Genomic DNA, 21,964 nt, shown 5'->3' with positions numbered 1-21,964 from the left:
TTGCGGAATTGGTAACAGATGCTCTGGTGGTTTCCTTTGGCCTGTTCTAGGAAGCTTTTATTCATGGGGCCGGAGCAGAAATGCCGATGACACGTCCGAGAAAGCCGGGTTTTCTGACCGGCACCGCGATGCTGTCGCTGATCTGGCTGGGCATACCGCTTGTCGGCAAGGCGCTTGCATTTCTTTCTGTTTTTCTGCTGCCACTTACCCGGGATAAAACCGGCGATCGCATCGGCGCGCTGCGTGCTTTTATGCTTCTGAGCATCGTCTATGGAGCGTACATCTGCCTGCGATCGGTTGCTGCAGGGGAGGGTGCGGCGGAACCGGTGCTCGACACGCTGCCGGTTATGGCTCTGCCGGTCATGGCATACCTCTTCATCCGTCGTCCTGTCAGGATCGACGTCAGGTTGCTTTACCGGGGTCTTGTCTTGCTGGTTTTCACGCTGTTCGCGGTCATGTGGGTCGAAGTGCGCGCGACAGGCATCGCAGAGGCGGAACTCGCGCTTGGGAACCCGTTCAATCTGGCGGTTCTGCTGCTGTTACCGGCTCTTTTGCTGACCTTTGACCGCTTTGCACCTGATACGCGGTGGTTCATCGCAGGACTTACAGGCTTCGCTTTTATGGTCTGGAGCCTTGGGGCTCTGGTTCAGACAAGAAGCCTGTTTCTGGGTATTATTGTCCTCGGCGTCCTACGGGTTGCCGGTGCACTTCTCGAAGGGCCGGGTGTCCGCGTGCGGATGCCGGCAGCGGGCGCCATTGCCGCGGCCCTGGCACTGGCGGTGGTGGCGATGTATGCACTGCCCTCACAGTCGGCACGATACACCGCTCTCGTCGACGGTATCTCCGGTTCTCAGGAAGTGCCCGAATGGTCGGTCGGATTGCGCCGGACCATGCTGCGAGAGGGCGTTGACGCAGCAGGTGCCGCACCTCTTTTCGGCTATGGCCCCCAGAACCGGTTCTCAGCGGCATTTGAGGGTAAAGAACAACTCCCGATCGAACTGTCACATCTGCACAACGAATTTCTGACACATGCGGTTGCCGGCGGGTTGCCGGCTGCCCTCCTGATGACGCTGCTGTTGCTGTCGCCTGCCATTGCGGGATGGCGGAACAACGGCGCCCTCACGGCCACGCGCGCGCACCAGCGCAGACAGGTCGGGCTGCTGGCATCCCTGGGTCTGCTGGGCACGGCGGCGGTGAACAACGTCTATTTCGTTGATATTTCCGCTTTTACAACCACGCTGACCCTCTTGTGGTCCCTTGTCTTCCTTGAAGCTCTTCGCCATGGGGAAACCTCGTGACCAGTCTCAGCGAAATCCCGGGGTATGTGATCAACTTGCAGGGCAGCGATGCGCGGCTTGCCTCGGCGACCGGTCAGTTTGCGCAGGCCGGCCTGACGTTCGAGCGCATCGAGGCAGTGGATGGTCGCGGGCGCAGTCCCGGAGAGTTTGCAGAGTATAACGACGCGCATGCCCGGCGGTTTTTCGGATCCGGCATGAACAGCGGTGAGATCGGCTGCTATCTGTCCCATGTCGCGGCTGCGCGTGCGCTCGTGGACAGTGGTGCCCCGGCCGGTCTCATTTTCGAAGATGACTTCCGCGCGCTCGAAAACGCCTGGGACACTGTTGCAGAAACGGCTGATTTCCTTCTCCGCGGCGATCTGCCCGGCTGGGAATGCGTCAATCTTGTGCGGCCCCCGCGGCTGGTCATTCGCGATATTGCCACACTGCCCTCCGGACGTGTGCTGCGCCGCGCCTATTATTTCCCGGTGATCGCCACTGCGCTGCTGTGGTCGCGCGCCGGAGCTCAGAGGTTCCTCAAGGAGGCTTCGCAACCCGTCGCGCCCGTCGATCACATGTTCCGTCGGCTGATGTCGGACAGCGGGAAAGGGCTGGGGTATGACCAGGCCCCTTTCACGATCCTCGGTGTCGAAAGCGATATCCATCTGGCGTCTGTTTCATCCGGTGCGAAAAACAAACGCGGCAAAACGCCGGCATGGCAGGAAAAGTCGGCCGAAGTGCGCCGGCAGTCCCGTGCGATATCGCGGGCATTCTGGAATAAGTGGACTGGATGATTGCGCTCAATTTCGCGCCACGGTAGGCTTCCTTCACCTCTAGCGGATAGTTTTTATGCGTCCTGAAAGTAATCTCCTGCGTCAGAGTGATGATCTGCGGGCTGCGGTCTCGGCGCTTGAGAAAGCCGGTGTAAAGCTCTGCATTGTGGTGGACGACAACGGTCGCGTTCTCAGAACTGTCACCGACGGAGATATCCGGCGCGGGCTGATTGCCGGGCTTGCCATGACTGACCCGATCTCAGACCTGCAGGGCACATCGCCGGTCACCATGTTGCAGGGGACGGGCAAGGCCGACCTGATCATGGAGCTGGACAACAAAGGTATCGATGTGATCGTTCTGACCGATGAGGACGGTCGCCCGACCGGTCTTGCCGACCGCACCAGCCTGACCCGGACGCTGTTTTTGTCGCCGCCGCATATGGGTGATGCCGAAGCTGCCTATGTCAAACTGGCTTTTGATGAGAACTTTGTGGCCCCGGCGGGCTCTAATCTTGTGGAGTTTGAAGCAGCGCTGTGCCGGGTATCCGGACGCGCCCACGCGCTTGCGGTATCCTCCGGGACAGCCGGCCTGCATCTGGCGCTCCGCGTCCTCGATATCGGGTCGGGTGATCGCGTCTACGTATCCGATCTGACATTTGTAGCGACGGTTCAGCCGGTGCTTTATGAACGTGCCACACCGATGCTGATCGACGCGGAACCGGTCAGCTGGAACATGTCACCGGAGGCCCTTGCGCGGGCCCTCGCGCGTGACGCAAAAGCCGGGCAGTTGCCCAAAGCTATTGTCGTTGTGCACCTTTACGGCCAGCCCGCGGACATGGCCGCGATCATGGCGCTCGCAACGCAATACGATGTGCCGGTCATCGAAGATGCCGCAGAAAGCCTTGGTGCCTCCTGCGGAAACCTGGCCTCGGGCGCGCACGGGCTGCTCAGTGTTTACTCGTTTAACGGCAATAAAATCATCACGACATCCGGGGGCGGAGCGCTGGTGTCGGACCGTCCCGATCTGATCCGCCGTGCGCAAAAGCTGGCCACGCAGGGTCGCGATCCGGCAGAGCACTATCAGCATTCCGAAATCGCCTATAATTACCGGATGTCCAATGTGCTGGCCGGCATTGGTCGCGGCCAGCTGGAAGTGCTGCGCGATCGCGTGACCGCCCGCCGCGAAATTCACGACAGGTATGTGAGCGGGCTGGGAGATATTCCGGGCGTTTCCTTTCAGTCCGAATTGCCCGGGACCCTTGGAAACCGTTGGCTGACAGTCATTTCTCTCGATCCTGACGAAACCGGCGTGCACGCCTATCAGCTGATGCGGTCGCTCCGGACCAGCGGCATTGAGACCAGACCCGCCTGGAAACCGATGCAGATGCAGCCGCTTCTGCGCGGTGCGGAGTTTGAGCCCCACAGTGAGACGCTTGCCGTGGGCCCGGGGCTCTTTCTGCGTACTCTTTGCCTGCCTTCCGGCTCGGCCATGACTGCGCGTCAGCAGGACGGTGTCATTGCCTCCGTGCGCGACGTACTGACCCACAGGATCGCCGCATGAACGCGGTTGGCCCTGTGATGCCCTCCGCTGTTCAGGCGCAGCTGATCTGTCTGCTTGACGATCTGACGCGCCAGGCGATCACCGCGCCGCGCATGGGTGTCGCCCTCGCCGGCCGCCCGGAAGATATCGTGGTTCTCGGGTTTCTGAGCCTCTATCAGACCGACCCGGTACACAGCTATGCCCTGGCCAGCGACACGGATGCTCTGAGTGCCAGCGTACGTTTCGGCGCCCTGCACCAGACTGTCAGGGCGGCCGGCGCGCCGGGCACTGATCACCTGCCTGCGCTGAAAGAACTGGCCGGAAGTGATAATGTCACGCTGATTACCGGACGTGCGGATGCCGGATTGCCCGGTCCGTTTTCGGCATCAGAGATCGGCCAGGTTCTGGACCGGCTGCCGCAGGGAACCGACCGCACAGCGCTGTTGCAGGATACCTTCCGCCCCCTGATTGGCAGCGTTCTGTCGCTTTACGGACAGGGTTTTTCATCATGATGGCCTGGGCGGCCCGCATGGCGCAAAAAGGGTGTCACTGATGTGGGATCAGGCCTTGCAGGGGGTAAGCGACGCTGACCGGCAGGTGATGCTTGAAGCGCTGGGGCTCCCCGATGGCGATGCTCTCTTTCGCCAGATCCCAACGGAGTTCCGGCTCAGCGAGTTACCCGATATGCCGCCGGCCCTGAGCGAATGGGAGCTGACCCGCGAGATGCGCGCCCGGGCGCAGGAAAACACTGATTGCCTCGAATACGCCTGTTTTCTGGGGGCCGGCGTTTACGCACACCATGTTCCGGCGGTCATTGACGCCATCGCGGCGCGCGGTGAGTTTCTGACGGCCTACACCCCTTACCAGCCGGAAATGAGCCAGGGCCTGCTCTCCGCCCTCAATGATTTTACAACAAAGATCAGCGCCGTCACAGGGCTGCCGGTCGTGACCTCCTCTCATTACGACGGTGCGACAGCGCTGGCCGAAGCGACCTGGATGGCCGTTCAGAAAACCGGGAGGCAGAAAATTGCAGTGTCCCCGAACCTGCTGCCGCAGTACCGCGAGGTTCTGGATACCTATTGCCGCGGCAGGTCGGTGCAGATCGTGCCGCTTGATGCGGACCCGGTGACCGGCGAAACCCGTGATGATGCGCCCGGAGATGATGTTGCTGCCATCGTTCTGCAGAGTCCCAATGCTTTCGGCGTGCTGGAGCGCGCAGAGAAACTGAGCGCGATCGCGCGGGATACCGGCGCTTTGATGATCGGCGCGATGCATCCGCATCTGGTGTTCCGGGACGGCCCGAGGCCTGCGGACCTGTTCGATATTCTGGTCTTTGAAGGCCAGCCGCTGGGGCTGCATATGTTCGCCGGTGGCGCTCATCTTGGTATCCTCGCCTGTCGCGATGAACTGCGCCGTTACACTCCCGGAAGACTGATCGGCCGCGTCAGTGACATCTTCGGGCGGCCGGCGCTGGCCCTCGTTTACGAAGACCGCGAACAGCATGTGGCGCGAGACCGGGCAACCTCTAACATCTGTTCGAATCAGGCGCTTAATGCGTTGCGGGCAGGCGCCTATATGGCGCTCTACGGCAGTCAGGGGATCGCGGGGTTCGCCGCGCGCGCTGCCCGGGCGGCACAGACACTGCGCTCAGCTCTTGCAGCACTGCCGGGCGTTTCGCTGCCCCTGAGTGGCGCAGTCTTTAACGAATTTGTTGCCGATTTCGGAACCCTTGAGCGTCGGAATAAAGTCGTGGACGGTCTCGGCGCAGCCGGCATTTTCGCAGGTGTTCCGATGGAGAGACACCCCCGGCTGACGCCATCGCAGCTTCTTATTGCGACAACCGAAACCACGGGCGCCGAGACGGTCCGGGCCTATGTCGCGGCCGTATGTGACGCCCTGAATATCGCGCATAAAGCACTGGCTGAGCCCGTCAAAGTGCCGGCAACCGACGATGGCTTTTACAGCCACCCCGATCTTGAGCCGGTGCCGGAAGTGGGGCTCGTTCGGCGCTATACGATGTACAGCAGGAATAATTTCGGCGTGGATACAGGGTCTTACCCTCTTGGCTCCTGCACGATGAAATATAATCCAAAGCGCAATGACCTGTTGACCGAACAGCCCGGATTTCAGGCGCTGCACCCCCTGCAGCCACCGGAAACCCTGTCTGGTCTGTGCCGGATTTACGATGAACTGAAAACTGCGATCGCTGCTCTGACAGGTCTTGACGCGGTGGATCTGACGCCTGCGGCGGGGGCGCATGGCGAACTCAAAGGTCTTACAATTGCCCGGCGGTACTTCGAAGACCGCGGAGAAACCTTGCGGACCGAAGTGATTATTCCTGACAGCGCCCATGGCACCAACCCCGCCAGCGCCTCGATGGTCGGATTTACCTGCCGGATCGTGCCGACCCGCGCCGACGGGCTGATGGATGCACAGGCTTTCCGTGAAGTACTCTCGGAGCGTACCGCCGTCGTGATGACCACCAATCCCTCGACCTTTGGCCTTTTTGAGGAAGAAATCGGCGATCTGGCAGCGGCCGTGCATGAGGCCGGCGCGCTGCTTTACTACGACGGGGCCAATATGAACGCGCTGATGGGGCACACATCGCCCGGGCGCATGGGCTTTGATATCGCTCACATCAATCTGCATAAAACATTCTCGACACCGCACGGGGGCGGTGGCCCGGGTGCAGGTCCGATCAGCGTGCGCGCTTTTCTGGCGAAATATCTGACACCTGGCCTCAGCGACCCGCTGGCGCCGGATCCTCTGCGGATCAAGCTGTGGTACGGGCATGTCTCAGTGCTGCTGCGGGCCTGGGCCTATATCCGCTCGCTGGGTGCGGACGGGCTGAAACAGGCCTCGGCAGATGCGGTGCTCAATGCCAATTACCTCATGCGGGCGCTGGAACCGGTCATCCCGCCGGTCTTTGACCGACCCTGCATGCACGAGGCGCTTCTGGACGGCAGCAGGCTGCCGGTGTCCACTCTTGATCTGGCGAAACGCATGATCGATTTTGACGTGCACCCGCCGACCCTTGTTGGCGCCGGCTGTGTCTATTATGGCGAGGACATGGCTCAGGCGATGCTGTTTGAGCCGACGGAAACGGAAAGCAAGGCGGATCTTGACCGGCTTGTGCGGATCATCACGGATATCCTCAAAGAGGCCCGCGAAGACGCATCAGTTGCCGGAAATGCCCCCCACACCAGCCCGGTTGCCCGGCTGGTGGTCTGAAGTAAGGTAAGGAAGAACCAGATGTGCGGAATAGCAGGTGTGATCGGGAGCCCGCGGTACACCGCGGATGACGTCGCCCGGATGATTGAATGCATATCCTACCGCGGTCCTGATGAGCAGGACGTGGTGGAGATCGGTCCGGCGCTGCTGGGACATGCGCGTCTGGCGGTTGTTGACCCCGAAAACGGTGGCCAGCCGATGTCGAACACAGACGATACCGTCTGGGTGGTCTTCAACGGCGAGATCTATAATTTCATCGAACTGCGCGAGGACCTGAAGTCAAAAGGGTATAAGTTCAAATCCCGCTGCGACACCGAAGTGCTGGTGCATCTGTGGCGTGAAAAGGGCCCGGCGATGCTGGAAGACCTGATCGGGATGTTCGCCTTCTGCCTCTGGGACACCAAAGAGAACCGCGGCATGCTGGCGCGGGACCGCCAGGGGATCAAACCCTGCTATCTGATGGATCTGCCGGAGGGGGGCTTTGCCTTTGCCTCGGAGATCAAATCGATCCTGTCGCTGCCCGGTGTCGAGCCGGTCATTGATGACGTCGGCCTGAACCTGATGCACAGCTTCAATTACTGCCCGCCGCCGCGCACCTGCTACAAGGGCATCACCCATCTGGCGCCAGGCACATGGCTGGAGCTGCGCCCGGACGGGTCGCGCACGGCGCATTCATGGTGGTCCTGGCCGCTCAGCACCGAAAATGAGACGATGAGCCATGATGCTTTCGGCGAGCTTCTCGACGATGCGATCCGCCTTCAGATGCGTTTTGACGTGAAGGGCTGCCTTTTTCTCTCCGGCGGTGTCGACAGTTCGGTCATTGCATCCCACCTGCACCGGCGCTGGAACGAGCCGCGCATGCTCGCATTCGGTCTGGATTGCCGCGAAGAAGGGTACGGCGAATTTCACCTGGCGCGCCAGGTCGCCAGCCAGTTCGACATGATCGATCTGGAGCCACTGACCTATGACAATTCGATCGTGCCGGAAAACATTGATGCGGTACTGCACCACGCCGACCAGCCGCATGGTGATTTTTCGTTTTTCCTGATCCGCAAGCTCTGTCAGGCGGCCCATAATGCCGGTGTCATCGTTGCCTTCAACGGCGACGGTCCTGACGAGGTGCTCTCGGGCTTTTCGCACAATCAGGCGTTTTTTGCCTCCCGGACCCGCACGAACTTTCCGCTTACAGACTACTTCTCGCGCATCTGTTTCATGCCGGAAGCGTCGCGCCAACGGGTGCTTACTCCTGATTTTCAGGCCACCATGGCCACACCCATCGATGTCTTTGAGGAAATCCTCGCCCCCTGGCGCCATCTGGAACCGGTCAATCAGATCGCAGCCTATGAATGTACCTCACTCTCGCCGGGTAACAACCTGATCAAGACCGACCGCATGGGCGCCGGGCAATCGATTGAGGGGCGCTCGCCCTTCATGGATCACCGCATCTCCGAGGCCTTTGCACGGATGCCGCTGCAGGACAAAATTCGCGACGGGGTCAGCAAGTATTTCCTCAAGGACTACGGCCTGCGGCACTACGGGCGCGACCTGATGTTCCGCCAGAAATCCATGCCGACAATGCCGATCGGCGAATGGATCAAGGGCCCGCTGAAAGGCTGGGCAGAAGACACGATCGCAACGCTCGATCCGGGCCGCTACAATGTCTCAGGCGCGCAGCAGATGCTGGCGGATCACATTGCGGAAAAGGCCAACCACACCCGGGAACTGCGCACCCTGCTGATGACCGCAAGATGGATGCAGAACCTGTCTGCGGCGGGCTGAGGACGCAGATGTGGCGCAGCTGATCACCGGAACAGAGGCCCTATGATGCCGACACCTGAGCTCAGGTTCCTGATGATCGTGGAGCATCCCGGGATTGCGGCCTTTGTCGCAGCACACGGGGTGGACCGGCTCTTTGTTGATCTTGAGGTGATGGGCAAAGCGGACCGGCAGGGTCATCTGGATACGGTGCAGTCGGTACTGCGCAGCGCGGATATCACCCCGCTGCGCGAGGCGGCGCCGGATGCAAATCTGCTGGTGCGGATTAATCCGCTGCACCAGGGCTCAGGCAATGAAATTGACGAGGTGCTGGCGCGGGGCGCTGATGCTGTGATGCTCCCGATGTTCCATGACACAGACACGCTCAGCCGGTTCTTCGATCTTCTGGGCGGTCGCGCAGAGGCGGTGCCGCTTTTCGAGACCGTTGGCGCGGTTGACGCCCTCCCGGAGATGATCGGAAAAGTGCCCCTGACGGATCTGCACATCGGTTTGAACGACCTGCACCTTGAGCGCGGCGATCCGATGATGTTTACCCCCCTCGCCGAAGGCGTTCTGGAAGAGGCAGCTGCTGCACTGAGGGGTGCCGGCATCCCCTTCGGTCTGGGTGGTGTCGCACGGGCAGGTGAGGGTGCTGTTCCTCCTGAACTGGTGCTGGGCGAGCATGTCCGGCTCGGATCGACGGCTGCAATCCTGTCGCGCACTTTTCATCGCCGCGCCCCTGATCCGGAGACGTTGCAGCGGACGATGGATTTCCCGGCCGAGATCGCAAAGCTGCGCCGGATCTATCACGATTTTGTCGGGCATCCCGGGCAGCTTGAGGAAAACAGAAAACTCTTCCGGGCGCGCGTTGCTGCTCTTGGCTGAGGCCTGAAGCCTCAGATACCTTTGCGGCCCTGCACATTGCGGAAGGTGCGCAAGAGGATCTTTACGTAAAGGCCGAATGACCGGGTCCGGACCCACTCAAGATCCAGACGGGTGCGGCTGCCCGGCGCTGTTGTGCCGCCCGGATCGGTCTGCGCGAGGCCGGTGATGCCCGGGCGCAGACGGTGACGCATTTCCCACTCCTCAGGGGTGTAATCGGCCTGCTGCACCGGCACATCCGGCCGGACGCCCACCAGCGACATATCGCCTTTAAGCACATTCAGAAGCTGCGGCAGCTCATCAAGATGCGTGGAGCGCAGAATGCGCCCGGTAACCGTGATCCGGTTGTCTGACTTTGAAGCGGTCTGAAACTGCGCCCGCGCGCTTTTCAGGTCAGCCCCTTCGGCAACCGCGCCCGAGGCGCGCGCCGGGTCATGTCGCATGGTCCGGAATTTCAGCATATCAAACGGCTGGCAACCCCGCCCGATCCGCGTCTGGCGGAAAAACACCGGTTTGCCGTCCTCGCGCAGGATTAAGAACGTAACCACCAACAGAACAGGCAGAAAAAACGGCAGCAAAACGAGGCTGATCACAATATCGGTCAGCCTCATGAGCAGGTCGGACGGGCGGGTTGTAAATGTGTCTTGCGTCACGAGAGCGGTCTTTCTTTTTCCCGGCGTCTGAGCGCGTGCATAGCCAAACGGCGGGTGAATGTGAATATGCGCTATGCCGGCGTTTGCCATCCGTCCGGCGGCCCCGTATCAAGGAGGTGATATTCAGCAACATGTTTTGTCCGCTCCCTTGATACCCTTGCCCTCAGATCGTCGACACCTGCCTGTGGCCGCTGCCTCGTGCCGCTTGACCCGGGTGCTGCGGCCATGAGTGGTCGCGTTCTGAGCACGCGGGGTGCGGACCGTACAGCATGGCTTGACCTGCTCGCCCGGTTGCCGCCCGGGCAGCGCGATATCCACTATCACCCTGATTACATGCGTATTTATGAGCTGACGTATCCCTCGGATGAGGCACGCCTGATTGTTCTGGAAACCGCGAATGGTGTGATGTTTCAGCCCGTTATGGTGCGTCCGGTGCCCGACACCGACTATCATGACATGTCGTCGGTCTATGGGTACGGCGGCCCGCTCTGCACGGGTACGCCCGACGCTCAGGACCGCGCTGATTTCGCCGCGTTTTTCCAGCAGCACGCGTCCGATACCGGGGCCGTGGCGGAGTTCTGCCTGCTGCATCCGATGCTTGCTGACGCACAGAAAGCTCTCTGTGCGGACGGCACAGAGTTTGACTATCGCAAAGAAGTCGTCGTGGCGGATCTCAGAAAGCCGCTCTCCGCAATCTGGGCCGCCATCGACGAGCGCCAGCGCAAGGCCGCACTGGCCGCGCGCAAGGCGGGCGTGCGCGTAGTCATGTCAGACCTCTCGGACGGGGATCTTGACGCTTATCATCACCGCTACCTTGCTACGATGCAGACGGTGGGTGCCCGCGCGTTCTGGCACTTTCCGGAAAATTATTTTCACAACTGCCGTGATGCGCTGGGCGCGGAGCACGTCAGCCTTTTTCATGCTGAGGCCGGAGGACAGATCATTGCATCGGTGTTTCACATCCACATGTACGACACGGTCTATTACCACTTTTCCTGTTCGGACCCGGACGCGCGCAAACTGAACGGCACGACGCTCCTGCTGCTCGACAGTCTGATCTGGGCTCATGCGCAGGGATTTTCATGGTTTCACATGGGCGGCGGGCGCACCGATGAGGACGATCCGCTCTACCGCTTCAAAGTTGCTTTCTCCGGACAGACACTTCCATTATTCAGTACCCGGCGGATCCTTGACCGGTCGGCTTACGACGCGCTTACACACGCTGTAAAAGAGCAGGAAATCCGGAAAACCGGCGCGCCGCGGCAGACAGATTTTTTTCCACGCTATCGCCTGCAGACCTGAAAGATGAGATATGAACTTTGATACCATCAGCTATGACTTTGCCACCACGGACCGGGCGGTTTCGATCATCGAAATCGGGGTGAACCACAACGGCGACATCGATCTTGCAAAGCAGATGGTGCGTGAGATCGCGCAGCGGGGCGGCGATATCGTCAAATTCCAGGCCTTCATCTCGGAAGAAGAAATTTCGGTGCATGCAGAGAAGGCCAATTATCAGAAAGACACCACCGGTTCAGAGGTCGGCCAGCTTGAAATGGCCAAAGCGCTGGAGCTGTCCCACGGACAGCTGACCGCCATGCGTGATTTTTGCCGCGAGATGCAGGTCCCGTTTCTGTGCACTGCTTTTGAGAGCAAAAGCCTCGCATTCCTGCTGAATGATCTGGGTGTACAGGCGGTAAAGATTGCCTCCTCCGAGGTGACGCATCACCCGTTTCTGGCGGAGATTGCGCGCTCGGGCGTGGGTATGATCCTGTCAACAGGGGCCAGCACGCTGGAAGAAGTGGCCGCCGCCGTGCGCGTGATTGAGCAGGCGAAACCGGATCCGGAGCTTGCCATTCTGCACTGCGTTTCCGAATACCCTGCGCCGCTGGAAGAGGTGAACCTGCGCGCGATGGACACGATGGCACGTGCTTTCGGATATCCCGTCGGCTATTCAGATCACACGCGCGGGATCACCGCGCCCATCACCGCCGCAGCACTTGGGGCCTGCGCGATCGAAAAACACTTCACGCTTGATCGCACCATGGAAGGTCCCGATCACCGTGCCTCCATTGAACCCGATGAGCTTTCCGCCATGACGGCGGCGATGAAGGGGGCCCGCGCGGCTCTGGGCGACGGCATCAAAGTGCCCGTTCCCTCCGAGCTGCCGCAGCTGCCGCTCATTCGCAAAAGCATCGTCGCGCGGCACCCCCTGCGCGCGGGCCATGTGATCACTGAGGCGGATCTGGCCTTCAAACGACCGCTGAACGGTATCCAGCCCTTTGATCTTGATAAAGTTCTTGGCCGTGCACTGAAGAACGACAAGGACGAAGACGCACCTCTGCAATGGTCTGATTTATGAACGAAACGCCAGGGAGGTACAGCGAGGCCGCAGTCGTTTACGACGCCTTTGCCGAAAAGTACCGCGACTACAGCGCCGGCAAAGCGGCCTATATCTCGTCGGTGGATAACCTCGTCTGTGATGCTCTCATAAACGGCGCCGGCGCGATGCTCGATTACGGATCGGGCGACGGGGTGCGGGGAGCTTCCGTTGCGGCCCGAACCCGGCCCGCGGTCTTTTTCCAGGCGGATGTCAGTCCGGAAATGGTCGCACGCTGCGAGACGCTCGGCGCGGCGGAGCGTGTATTTCTGGTGGACCGCGCGGACTGGTCCGAGGATCTGCCGCCCGTCGATACGATCATCTGCCTCTGGAATGTTCTGGGCCATGTGCCGGGTACGCAGGTGCGGCGGGAACTGCTGGCAGAGCTCTTTTCCCTGCTGAAACCCGGTGGCCGGCTCTTCATCGACGTCAACAACCGCCACTACGCGGGCTACGGGCGGCTGCAATCTCTGTGGCGGCGCTTTGTGGACAGGATCTCGCCGGATTACGCGCGCGGGGACGTCCGCTTCAACTGGCAGATCGACGGCACTGATTACCCTGCATCGGGGCATTTCTTTACACCCGCGGAAATGCGCGATCTGCTCACAACCGCGGGTTTTGACATCGCCTCATCGCTGGCTGTTGACTATACAACCGGCGCGGTCAGCGCCGATCCGACACAAGGCCAGCTTTTCTTTGAAGCGGTCAGGCCGGGGTGACCGGATCCGCGTAGGCCGATGTCTTAAAGCGCCTTGAATACCGTTCGCGCAGCTTTCCGGCGACGCGCTGAATGTCCGCATCATAAGATATCAGATCATTGTCAGGCGCACCGGCGGCCAGCAGGTCCAGCGCAAAAATTACTGCCTGCAGGTCCTCGCGCGCCGGCTCACTGCCGGTTTTAAGCCGGGCGAGCGTTTCAGCCTCCATAACCAGCGGGCCGTTCAGATCGGTACTGAGCGTCGCACCCGGCGCGCGGATCTTACTAAGCCCGGGCATCCTGTGCAGAATGCTCAGCGCGTCGTTCATAACCTGATCGCCCGCCGCCATTTCAGTTCTGTGCCCAGATTGTGAATTCCTCGATAAAGGTGCCGTCCGGCTCCTCGGTCGTGCGCCGGGTGATCTCCAGACCGCTCCAGCCGGCAAACTGCTCTTCGATCTCAGCATGCGTAAAGAAATGCGAGATCCCCATATCGGCGCAGGGGCCGGTTTCCGGGTTTTTCGAGGTCCCGGGTTCGATCATCGCGCCGGTTGCCGCACCCGTGGTTTCCCGACCCCAGACGTTTGAATAAAGATACCCGCCCGGGGTCAGCAGGTCTCGGGCGCGGGCATAGGTGGTGGTGATGGTGTCAACCGGGTTCGCGTAGATAGCATAGTGATCGACGACCAGATCAAAGGCGCCGTCGGGAAACCGGATATCGTCAAAGGTCTGCACCTGCAGATCAAGCGTCTGCCCCTCTGAAACTATGGGAGAGAGCCGCGCGCGGGCATTCCGGATCGCGGTCGGTGCACCATCAAGACCGCTGGTCTGAAACCCCTCGGCGATGAAAAAACTCAGGTTGGCACCGGCGCCGCAACCCAGTTCCAGCACCCGGGTCTGCGCACGCGCGGCAGGGTCACGCCAGGTACGCATACATTTGCGGATCAGCGGTTCTGCAGGGTATTTTCCCCAGTGCCGCGACGCATGCAGGTTTTCCCAGACTTCATCCATCAGGTGTCCTTTCGTGATGCAAGGCCCAGCCCGAGAGCCATCGGATCAAATTCGATCTCATGAAATTTTTTGAACGTCAACGCCGGGCCGAGTGGCGTTTTTTTCAGGCACTCAAGGGTCAGTTCAGATGCCTTTCCCTCGCCGTAGGGGTTCGTCATGCCCTGCAGACTGCCACGGAAATCAGGCGAGCGTGCCCGTGCGAGCGCGGTTTGCAACTCGCCCCTGTCGAGCCCGGTTATGTGAATGACGTTTTCGCCCGCAACCCTGCCGGCCTGCCGCTTGCCTACGTTGATCGCCGGCAGTGCAAAGCTCGGCGCCTCCCAGAGTGCCGATGAGGAATTGCCGATCATGAACCGCGCATGCGCCATCAGCCCGTAGAAATCCCCGCGGTCAAAGGAGGTACGGATAACTGCATCCGGGCGGCGCGCGCGGAAATCCTCCAGCATTTCCGCCAGCACGCGAAAGCCGGGGTCAATGTTGGGCCGGATCATCACCGGGCGCTCGGGCACGTCTGCGAGCGCGTCGAGCAGAAGCGTATATTGTTCCTTTGCCGTATCCTCGCCAAGGGTTTGCGGGTGATAGGTGGAAAGAAAAAACGGCTCGTCCCCGGAAAGACCGATCTTTTCAGAAAGTGCCGCGCGGCTGAGCACGGGCTGCTCCACAATCACGTCGATCGCCGCGTCTCCGGTCAGCGTCACCCGCCACGGCTCCTCGCCCATCTGTATGACCCGCCGGGCGTGCTCCGGCATCGAGACAAAGTGAAGATGCGCGAGCTTGGTCATCACATGCCGGATCTGATTGTCGAGCGCCCCTTCTGTGATGTCTCCGCCGCACATATGCGCAAGGGGGATGCCGAGTGCGGTCGCTGCCACAAACAGCGACAGGTTCTCGATCCGGTCGCCGGACACGCAGATGATATCGGGTTTCTGCCGTAACAGTGCCCGGGTGAAAGCAGCAACGCCCAGTCCCAGACCCTCGGAGAAGTCCTGTGCGCGGTCGCTGTCAGTCAGAAAGTCCACCTTTTCCGCGATGTTCAGACCATCGGCCTCAAGCTGCTGCCAGGTGTTGCCGAAGGCCGGCACCAGATGCATGCCTGCGCAGAAGATACGGGCGTCAATTTCCGGATCGACGCTTGCCGCGCGCATCACCGGATACATGGTGTTGTAATCGCTGCGCGCTGTTGTAACGAAGGCGATGCGACGGACCGTCACAGCGCAACAAATCGTTCGAGCAGGGCCAGGCCAGCCCTGCCGCTTTTTTCGGGATGAAACTGTGTTCCGAATTTTGTTCCGGTTCCGACCGCCGCGACTATATCTGACGCGCCATAGCGATACGTTGCAAGAACACTCTCAGGAGGCACGCCTGTCGCCGCAAAGGAGTGCACAAAGTAAAAAGACGGATTCTCTCCTTGCGGCAGAAGCGCAGAGGGAGCACACGGCGTTGTCGTTTTCCATCCCACCATGGGTATTTTCTGTCCTAACTCATCCGGCAGGCGCGCCACGCGTCCCTGAACAAGGCCCAGCCCCTCATGCAGGCCGAATTCTTCACTGGCCTGCATCATCAGCTGCATTCCAACGCAGATCCCGAGAAACGGACGTTCACCAGCAACATAGTCCGACAACGCATCCCATAAACCAAGCTCCCTGAGGCGTCCGGTGCAGTGGCTGAACGCCCCGACACCTGGCAAAACCAGACGGTCTGCGGCGCGAACTTCCGCCGCATCGGTGATTATGGTCAGATCCGCCCCGACATGCTCAAGGGCGCGAACGACGCTTTTGAGGTTGCCGATGCCATAGTTGAGAACAGAAACTTTCGTCATGCGCGAATATCCAGGCCGGTCTCGGAAATCGCGCGCTCCTTGATTGAGGCCACGCCGATTTTTTCGTAATGCAGCACATGCGCCATGGCGATTGCGTCAACACCTGCACCGATCGCATCCGCCACATGTTCATGCGTGCCGACCCCACCGGACGCGATCACGGGCACTGGTACGGTATCGCAGATCGCGCGGATAAGATCTGTATCCATCCCCTTCTGACCACCTTCGCGATCAACAGACGTCAGCAGGATTTCTCCTGCACCCCGCTCGGCACCTTCACTTGCCCAGTCTAGCACGTCGCGACCTGACTTTTCGCGACCGTTGTCAAAATAGCATTCCCACTGGCCCGGGCCCTTGCTCTTGGCTTCAATCCCCAGAACCATGCATTGACTGCCAAAAGCTTCAGCGATTTCGCTGATCAGCTCAGGGCGTCTCAGGGCCGCAGTATTGATGGCCACTTTGTCTGCGCCGGCCTCAAGCGCATTGCGTGCGTCATCCAGCGAGCGGATGCCTCCGCCGACGGTGATCGGCACAAATATGTCGTTGGTCGCGCGTTCAATGATCGGAAGCAGTGAATTGCGTTCATAAAGGGATGCGACGATATCAATATACAGGATTTCATCGATTCCTTCGGCGAAGTACCGGCGCGCATAGTCATTCGGCCGGCCCAGCTTGCGTAAACCTTCAAGCTGGATTCCTTTCACCAGATGTTCGCCTTTGACATCAAGCCTTGCTATGAAGCGGAGATTTTTCATGGGGCCTTCCACAGTATGACACATCTGTTCTAAAGCACCGAAACGGATGCTAAAAGCATTGTTCTGAAGATGCAGGGGGGATCAGTCATTTGATCAGACATTCTGAGAGGAAAGGCAATGCCTGAGACTGCCGGGCGGCGGGTACTGTTTGTCACTTATGGTGGCGGCCATGCACAGATGGTCACCCCGGTTATAGAGGCATTGCGCGGATGCATCGGGATCACCGTACTGGCCATGCCGGCTGCGATAGCGCACTTTAACAATACAGGCGCCGAGGTTCTGACTTTCCGGGACCTGATCGAACTTCCCTCAGACGACCGGGCGCTGGAGTATGGTGAGGAACTGGCAAACGCCCACCATTCTGATCACACCGGAATTCCGCGCCAGGAATCAGTTGCCTATCTCGGGCTTTCCTATGCGGATCTTGTGCAGCGCACCGGCGAGGAAGCCGCCGGTGCTGCACTTGCGGCACGGGGACGGCAGGCATTTCTGCCCCTCGGCGTGCTGCAGCGTGTGGTGGAGCGCGTCAGACCCGATGTGATTGTCACCACCAGCTCGCCCCGCGCCGAAGCCGCAGCGCTTCGTGTCGCGCGTGCCCGCGGCATCCCCGGCATCGCGATGATTGATCTCTTTTCAGGAATCGACGGATACACCCTTGAGGCGTCCGATGCGACGTTTCTTACTGAGGCCGCCGTGGACAGCTGCCGGCGGCAGGGGTTTTTCGATCCCGGCATCACGCAGGCTCACATCACCGGAAACCCGGCGTTTGACCGCCTGATACCGCGCGCCGTCGTCTCCGATCCGGCGTGGGTTGCCCGGACGTTTCCTCAGGTGGCGGGCGAAGCGCTTGTGCTTTATGCCGACATGCCAGCCTGGCTGGATGCCGTGAGCGGCACCACCCATACCAGAACCAGTTCAGAGATCGTTGAGGAAATGTCGCTTTGTGCTGCGGCATGCCGGGCGGCCGGCGTCTGGTTACTGGTGCGTCCGCATCCCTCGCAACAGCGCGGAATATACGAACGTTTCACACAGGATAATGCCAATGTCCTGATGGCCGCAGAACCGGACCTTTATGAGCTGACAGAGCGGGTGGATGCTGTCATCGCACGCTCGACGACCGTGGCACTGGAAGCCGTTTATCTGGGACAGACCGTTATCCAGCCTGAACCGCAGCGCCATGCGGATATGCCACTGGCGGAAATGGGGCTGGCCATCGGCGTTCCGGATATGGCAAAGCTTGAACCTGTGCTGGTAGAATGTCTAAAAGATACAGCAGCACGTGAACGTCGCCGAGATAGATTTGTCCGGGCGTTTCCGCAAAACCCGGCGTCGCAGAAAATCGCAGAGCTTATTCTCGATCGTGCAACGCAAAAACTGGCGAAAGATGAAACCGGCGTATGACGAACAGATTTGCAAAATATGAGACAGACAGCCCGAACGAAGCTTATTTCGGACTGCCGCAGGAAGTGGAATTCTGCAAATCCTGTGTGATCTCGAACCAGCGGCCCAATTCAACAATTGAGCAAAAGCATACGCGGGAAACTAAAAAGAAGGTGATCGCATTTCATGACGGGATCTGTGACGCCTGCCTGACCAAAGACTGGAAAGACAAGGTTGACTGGGACGAGCGGGAGCGCAGGCTTATCGAGCTTTGCGACATGCATAGGTCAAAGGACGGGTCGTTTGACTGTCTCGTGCCAGGCTCCGGGGGCAAAGACAGTTTCATGCAATCGCACTTGCTGAAATACAAATATGGCATGAACCCGCTAACAATCACCTGGGCGCCGCATATTTACACCGACTGGGGCTGGCGCAATTTTCAGAAATGGATTCATTCCGGTTTTGACAATATTCTTGTGACCCCAAACGGGCGGGTGCATCGGTTGCTGACGCGTCTTTCGACCGACCGGCTTCTGCACCCGTTCCAGCCGTTCATCATCGGACAGCGTCACCTGGCTGCAAAGCTTGCCGCCATGCATGACATCAAGCTGATTTTTTATGGCGAAAGCGGCGCGGAATACGGCAATCCTTCGACCGAGAATGAAAATGCAAAGCGTGAGTTTGCGGAGTACGAGTACTTCACAAGTTCCAGCGACGAAGACGTTTTTCTTGGGGGAACCTCCTTTGCGGAGCTGAAAAAAGACTTTGGGTTCACAAAGACCGATTTCGAACCCTATATGCCGATTGATCCCGCGGTCGTGGAACGCCAGGGTCTTGAGGTGCACTACCTTGGTTACTACGTGAAGTGGCATCCCCAGTCGGCCTATTACTACGCGGTTGAACATGGCGGTTTTGAAGCAGCACCTGAGCGGACCCTCGGAACATACTCCAAATACAATTCGATCGATGATAAGATGGATGACCTGCATTACTACACCACCTACATCAAATTCGGAATTGGGCGCGCGACCTATGATGCGGCACAAGAGGTCCGATCTGGCGACATAGATCGTGACGAAGCGGTGGCGCTTGTTCGTAAGTTTGATGGCGAATATCCGGACCGTTTCGAAAATGAACTGTTCGAATATATGTCGATTCGTGAATCAGAATTCGGCGCCGGGATTGCCGGGAAATTTGACACGCCCGTCATGGACCGGGACTACTTTTTTGATCTGTGCGACAGCTTCCGCTCTCCGCATCTCTGGAAGCATGAGGAAGGCGCGTGGAAGCTGCGCCATAAAGTATTTGAATGACAAAAGGCCTTACCAGGCCGTCCAGCCGCCATCGACGATCAGGTTCTGCCCGGTGATATAATCCGCGCGCGGATCAAGCAGCGACACGATTGCATAGGCGACATCGTTTTCCGTAGCCATCCGGCCCATGGGCGTTTTCTTTTCATAGCGGCTGAGGAATTCGGAGTTCTGCCCGCGCTCGACCCCGCCCGGTGTGACTGTATTCACCCGGATATCAGGCGCGAGCACCGTTGCCGCCCAGCGACCCATGGCAATCAGACCGCCCTTTGAGGCCGCATAGGCGGCGGGGTTCGTCATTACCGTGCCTTCGTAAAGCCCGTGGTCCGGTCCGACCACGCCATAGATCGAAGCGACATTGACCACAGCACCTGACCCCCGCTCGCGCAGCATCGGCGCCAGTTTCTGGGTCAGAAAGAAAGGCGCCAGCAGGTTGACCTGCATCACGGCGAGCCAGGCGTCATAGCCCTCTTCTTCAAAGGGAACGCCCCAGCCGGGCATGTCATCATAAAAGGCGGCGTTGTTCACAAGGCAGTCCAGACGTCCGAAGCTGTCCGCAATCTGCCCGCACACCTGGTCAAAGCAGGATTTGTCCTGCAGATCAGCCTCAATCAGCTCAGCGCGCACGCCGAAGCGGTCTTTCATCTCTGTGCAGAAATCCGTCACGCCTTCGCTGGCCTTGTCGAGGATCGCGAGGCTGCAACCTTCCTCCGCCAGCGCCCGGCCGGTTGCACGTCCGATATGACCTCCACCACCGGTGATCAGTGCCACATGGTCTTTCATTTTGTCGCTCATAACGGATCTCCGAAAGGTCGTGAAAGCAGGAGCCCGGCCAGATGCAGATCAAAGGGTGTATCGATGTCCAGAGCCCGCTCAGGCGGGATGACGACTGATCCCACGCGCCCGGACATCAGGCCCTCACAGGTGTCGATATACTGCGTATCACCGACATAAACGCATGTGGTCACGTCAAAAACCGGAGGAACGTCCTGCCGGCGCACGGCTCCCGCACCGGGATTAACCAGTGAGATCAGACCGGCGTTATCGCGGCGCACCATGTTGAGAAAAGGGGATCGGTGACTGGGGCTGATGCCGAAAACAATGTCGCAACCGCCGTCCTCGAAAACGTCGATTGCCGCGTCGATATCTTCTGTCGCGCGCAGCGGGGACGTCGCAGGCAGCGATATGAACACACCGTTGAGACTGTCGCGATGCGCGTCGATTGCATGACGCCAGGCCAGCACCTCAGAGGCTGTATCTGTCGCCAGCTCATCGGGCCGCATCAGTACCTCTGCGCCGGCATCCCGGGCGGTCTGAGCAATGCGCTCACTGTCGGTAGAGACGATCACCCGACCGATGCGGTCGGAGACCAGAGCGCCTTCGACGGCCCGGGTCAGCAGGGGTTTTCCTGCGACCACACGGATATTCTTGTCCGGAATGCCTTTGGACCCGCCCCGGCAGAAGATAAATGCCGTATATGCGCCATTACTCACAGGCTGATCCTCCTGCCCTCAAGGGCGGACAGGCGCGCAGCATCCACAATGCCAAGAACTGCGCCGGCGTCTTCAAATCCGGCATGCGGGCTGTTTCTGCTACCCTCGAAAGCCGGTGCGTAATCGTCGAAAGCCTCGCAAAGAAACGCATCAAGCTGCCGCAGATACATCTCGTTGCCGCTCTCCATCTTTGGCAGGTCCGGTACCTGCTCTCCCGCGGGCGTGGAAATACGGGCGGTTTCAGTGATCAGATCCGCGTGAAGGGTGCCTTCTGAACCGGTGACTTTCAGCGTCATCGCGGGCACCCGTTGCAGAAAATCAACGGTGATGCTGACCTGTTTATCGGGATAACCAAGCACCATAGTGGCTGCGTCCTCCACATCCATATCAAGCCCGCTGAACCGGCCGGTTTCGGCGGTCACGCTTTGTGGCTGCCCGAAGAACCAGCGCGCATAATCAACCTCGTGACTGAGTTCCAGAAGAACACCGCCGCCCAGTGCCGCCTGCGCACTCACCCCGTCGCGGTAATCTGCATCCGCTCGCCAGTCGGGCAGATACTGACCGGTCGCAATATGCGCCAGCCGTACTTTGCCCACGACACCATCGTCGAGGGCCTGCCGCAGCGCGGCCATAACAGGTTGAAATCGCAGAACATACCCGACAAAGAGCTTGCCACCGCCTGTGCTCAGCGCCGCGTGCAACGGGGCGAGGCGGGACTGCGACACTTCCAGCGGTTTCTCCACAAAAACAGGAATACCCCTGGCGCAAAAAAGGGCGCATTGTTCGGCGTGAAAACTGGCAGGCGACGAGATCAGGACCGCGTCCGGTGCGAAACTCAGCGCGTCTTCAGCTGAATACACGAAGGCCGCGCCGTCCGCTTCGGATGGTGTGTCGCCGGGGCGGTGACGCCAGATGCAGATTTCTGCATCCGGCAACATTTTTCTGACGTTTCTGAGGTGACGGCGCCCGATGCTGCCAAGAGAAATGAGCAGTATGCGACGCGCCATT

At 59.8% G+C, this 21,964-nt stretch carries 21 protein-coding genes; 12 read left to right on the top strand and 9 right to left on the bottom strand.

Features of this window, described 5'->3' with window-relative positions; genetic code table 11:
• The first annotated feature begins 86 nt into the window (after positions 1-86).
• Genes G3256_RS17860 through G3256_RS17830 form a run of 7 tightly spaced genes read left to right on the top strand, consistent with a single transcriptional unit; the run spans position 87 to position 9,461 of the window.
• Entirely contained in the window at positions 87-1,298 is a 1,212-nt protein-coding gene (locus tag G3256_RS17860; protein ID WP_169642109.1) for an O-antigen ligase family protein, read from the top strand.
• A complete protein-coding gene (locus tag G3256_RS17855; protein ID WP_169642108.1) occupies positions 1,295-2,071 on the top strand; it encodes a glycosyltransferase family 25 protein in 777 nt (258 codons plus the stop codon). The genes G3256_RS17860 and G3256_RS17855 overlap by 4 nt, the downstream gene beginning before the upstream one ends.
• A 55-nt stretch (positions 2,072-2,126) precedes the next feature.
• A complete protein-coding gene (locus G3256_RS17850; protein ID WP_169642107.1) occupies positions 2,127-3,611 on the top strand; it encodes an aminotransferase class I/II-fold pyridoxal phosphate-dependent enzyme in 1,485 nt (494 codons plus the stop codon).
• A complete protein-coding gene (locus G3256_RS17845) occupies positions 3,608-4,102 on the top strand; it encodes a hypothetical protein (RefSeq protein WP_169642106.1) in 495 nt (164 codons plus the stop codon). The genes G3256_RS17850 and G3256_RS17845 overlap by 4 nt, the downstream gene beginning before the upstream one ends.
• A 40-nt stretch (positions 4,103-4,142) precedes the next feature.
• Positions 4,143-6,821, top strand: coding sequence for an aminomethyl-transferring glycine dehydrogenase subunit GcvPB (gcvPB, locus tag G3256_RS17840; protein WP_169642105.1), 2,679 nt, complete (start codon positions 4,143-4,145; stop codon positions 6,819-6,821).
• Positions 6,822-6,842: 21 nt separating this feature from the next.
• Positions 6,843-8,600 (top strand): asparagine synthase (glutamine-hydrolyzing), encoded by a 1,758-nt coding sequence (gene asnB, locus G3256_RS17835; protein WP_169642104.1) that lies wholly within the window; start codon positions 6,843-6,845, stop codon positions 8,598-8,600.
• Between the two features lie 42 nt (positions 8,601-8,642).
• Complete coding sequence (locus G3256_RS17830) at positions 8,643-9,461, top strand: aldolase (RefSeq protein WP_169642103.1); 819 nt, start codon at positions 8,643-8,645, stop codon at positions 9,459-9,461.
• A gap of 11 nt (positions 9,462-9,472) precedes the next feature.
• Here the strand turns inward: G3256_RS17830 and G3256_RS17825 are convergent, their stop codons facing one another.
• Complete coding sequence (locus tag G3256_RS17825) at positions 9,473-10,111, bottom strand: sugar transferase (RefSeq protein WP_169642102.1); 639 nt, start codon at positions 10,109-10,111, stop codon at positions 9,473-9,475.
• Positions 10,112-10,336: 225 nt separating this feature from the next.
• Here G3256_RS17825 and G3256_RS17820 point away from each other — a divergent pair, with 225 nt between their 5' ends.
• From G3256_RS17820 to G3256_RS17810, 3 genes are read left to right on the top strand one after another with little or no spacing between them, the layout of a single operon-like run.
• Positions 10,337-11,413: a GNAT family N-acetyltransferase gene (locus G3256_RS17820; protein WP_169642101.1), complete on the top strand. Its 1,077-nt coding sequence runs from the start codon at positions 10,337-10,339 to the stop codon at positions 11,411-11,413.
• A gap of 10 nt (positions 11,414-11,423) precedes the next feature.
• On the top strand, positions 11,424-12,473 hold the full coding sequence (locus G3256_RS17815; protein ID WP_169642100.1) for an N-acetylneuraminate synthase family protein: 1,050 nt from the start codon (positions 11,424-11,426) through the stop codon (positions 12,471-12,473).
• A complete protein-coding gene (locus tag G3256_RS17810) occupies positions 12,470-13,210 on the top strand; it encodes a class I SAM-dependent methyltransferase (protein WP_169642099.1) in 741 nt (246 codons plus the stop codon). The genes G3256_RS17815 and G3256_RS17810 overlap by 4 nt, the downstream gene beginning before the upstream one ends.
• On the opposite strand, the gene G3256_RS17805 is transcribed toward G3256_RS17810, so the two are convergent.
• Genes G3256_RS17805 through hisF form a run of 5 tightly spaced genes read right to left on the bottom strand, consistent with a single transcriptional unit; the run spans position 13,197 to position 16,773 of the window.
• Complete coding sequence (locus tag G3256_RS17805) at positions 13,197-13,517, bottom strand: hypothetical protein (RefSeq protein ID WP_169642098.1); 321 nt, start codon at positions 13,515-13,517, stop codon at positions 13,197-13,199. The two genes, G3256_RS17810 and G3256_RS17805, sit on opposite strands and share 14 nt — an antisense overlap.
• 22 nt (positions 13,518-13,539) lie before the next feature.
• The gene (locus G3256_RS17800) at positions 13,540-14,199 is read right to left on the bottom strand and encodes a class I SAM-dependent methyltransferase (protein WP_169642097.1); all 660 of its coding nucleotides are present in this window, start codon (positions 14,197-14,199) and stop codon (positions 13,540-13,542) included.
• Positions 14,199-15,410 (bottom strand): UDP-N-acetylglucosamine 2-epimerase, encoded by a 1,212-nt coding sequence (neuC, locus tag G3256_RS17795; RefSeq protein WP_169642096.1) that lies wholly within the window; start codon positions 15,408-15,410, stop codon positions 14,199-14,201. The genes G3256_RS17800 and neuC overlap by 1 nt, the downstream gene beginning before the upstream one ends.
• Positions 15,407-16,018, bottom strand: a complete 612-nt coding sequence (gene hisH / locus G3256_RS17790) for an imidazole glycerol phosphate synthase subunit HisH (protein WP_169642095.1) — start codon at positions 16,016-16,018, stop codon at positions 15,407-15,409. The genes neuC and hisH overlap by 4 nt, the downstream gene beginning before the upstream one ends.
• Positions 16,015-16,773, bottom strand: coding sequence for an imidazole glycerol phosphate synthase subunit HisF (hisF, locus tag G3256_RS17785; RefSeq protein ID WP_169642094.1), 759 nt, complete (start codon positions 16,771-16,773; stop codon positions 16,015-16,017). The genes hisH and hisF overlap by 4 nt, the downstream gene beginning before the upstream one ends.
• 117 nt (positions 16,774-16,890) lie before the next feature.
• Here hisF and G3256_RS17780 point away from each other — a divergent pair, with 117 nt between their 5' ends.
• Positions 16,891-18,174 (top strand): glycosyltransferase family protein, encoded by a 1,284-nt coding sequence (locus G3256_RS17780; RefSeq protein WP_169642093.1) that lies wholly within the window; start codon positions 16,891-16,893, stop codon positions 18,172-18,174.
• On the top strand, positions 18,171-19,466 hold the full coding sequence (locus G3256_RS17775; protein ID WP_169642092.1) for an N-acetyl sugar amidotransferase: 1,296 nt from the start codon (positions 18,171-18,173) through the stop codon (positions 19,464-19,466). Before G3256_RS17780 ends, G3256_RS17775 begins: the two co-directional genes overlap by 4 nt.
• Before the next feature lie 9 nt (positions 19,467-19,475).
• Here G3256_RS17775 and G3256_RS17770 read toward each other — a convergent pair whose 3' ends face one another.
• From G3256_RS17770 to G3256_RS17760, 3 genes are read right to left on the bottom strand one after another with little or no spacing between them, the layout of a single operon-like run.
• Entirely contained in the window at positions 19,476-20,258 is a 783-nt protein-coding gene (locus tag G3256_RS17770; protein WP_206040769.1) for an SDR family oxidoreductase, read from the bottom strand.
• Positions 20,255-20,956: an acylneuraminate cytidylyltransferase family protein gene (locus G3256_RS17765; protein ID WP_169642091.1), complete on the bottom strand. Its 702-nt coding sequence runs from the start codon at positions 20,954-20,956 to the stop codon at positions 20,255-20,257. Before G3256_RS17765 ends, G3256_RS17770 begins: the two co-directional genes overlap by 4 nt.
• A complete protein-coding gene (locus tag G3256_RS17760) occupies positions 20,953-21,963 on the bottom strand; it encodes a Gfo/Idh/MocA family protein (RefSeq protein WP_169642090.1) in 1,011 nt (336 codons plus the stop codon). Before G3256_RS17760 ends, G3256_RS17765 begins: the two co-directional genes overlap by 4 nt.
• Position 21,964: the final 1 nt, after the last annotated feature.

The sequence above is a fragment of the Roseobacter ponti genome (assembly GCF_012932215.1).
In the GTDB taxonomy this organism is placed as follows: domain Bacteria; phylum Pseudomonadota; class Alphaproteobacteria; order Rhodobacterales; family Rhodobacteraceae; genus Roseobacter; species Roseobacter ponti.
Note: the sequence above shows the minus strand (reverse complement) of the source record. Positions and strands in the feature narration are given on the sequence as shown.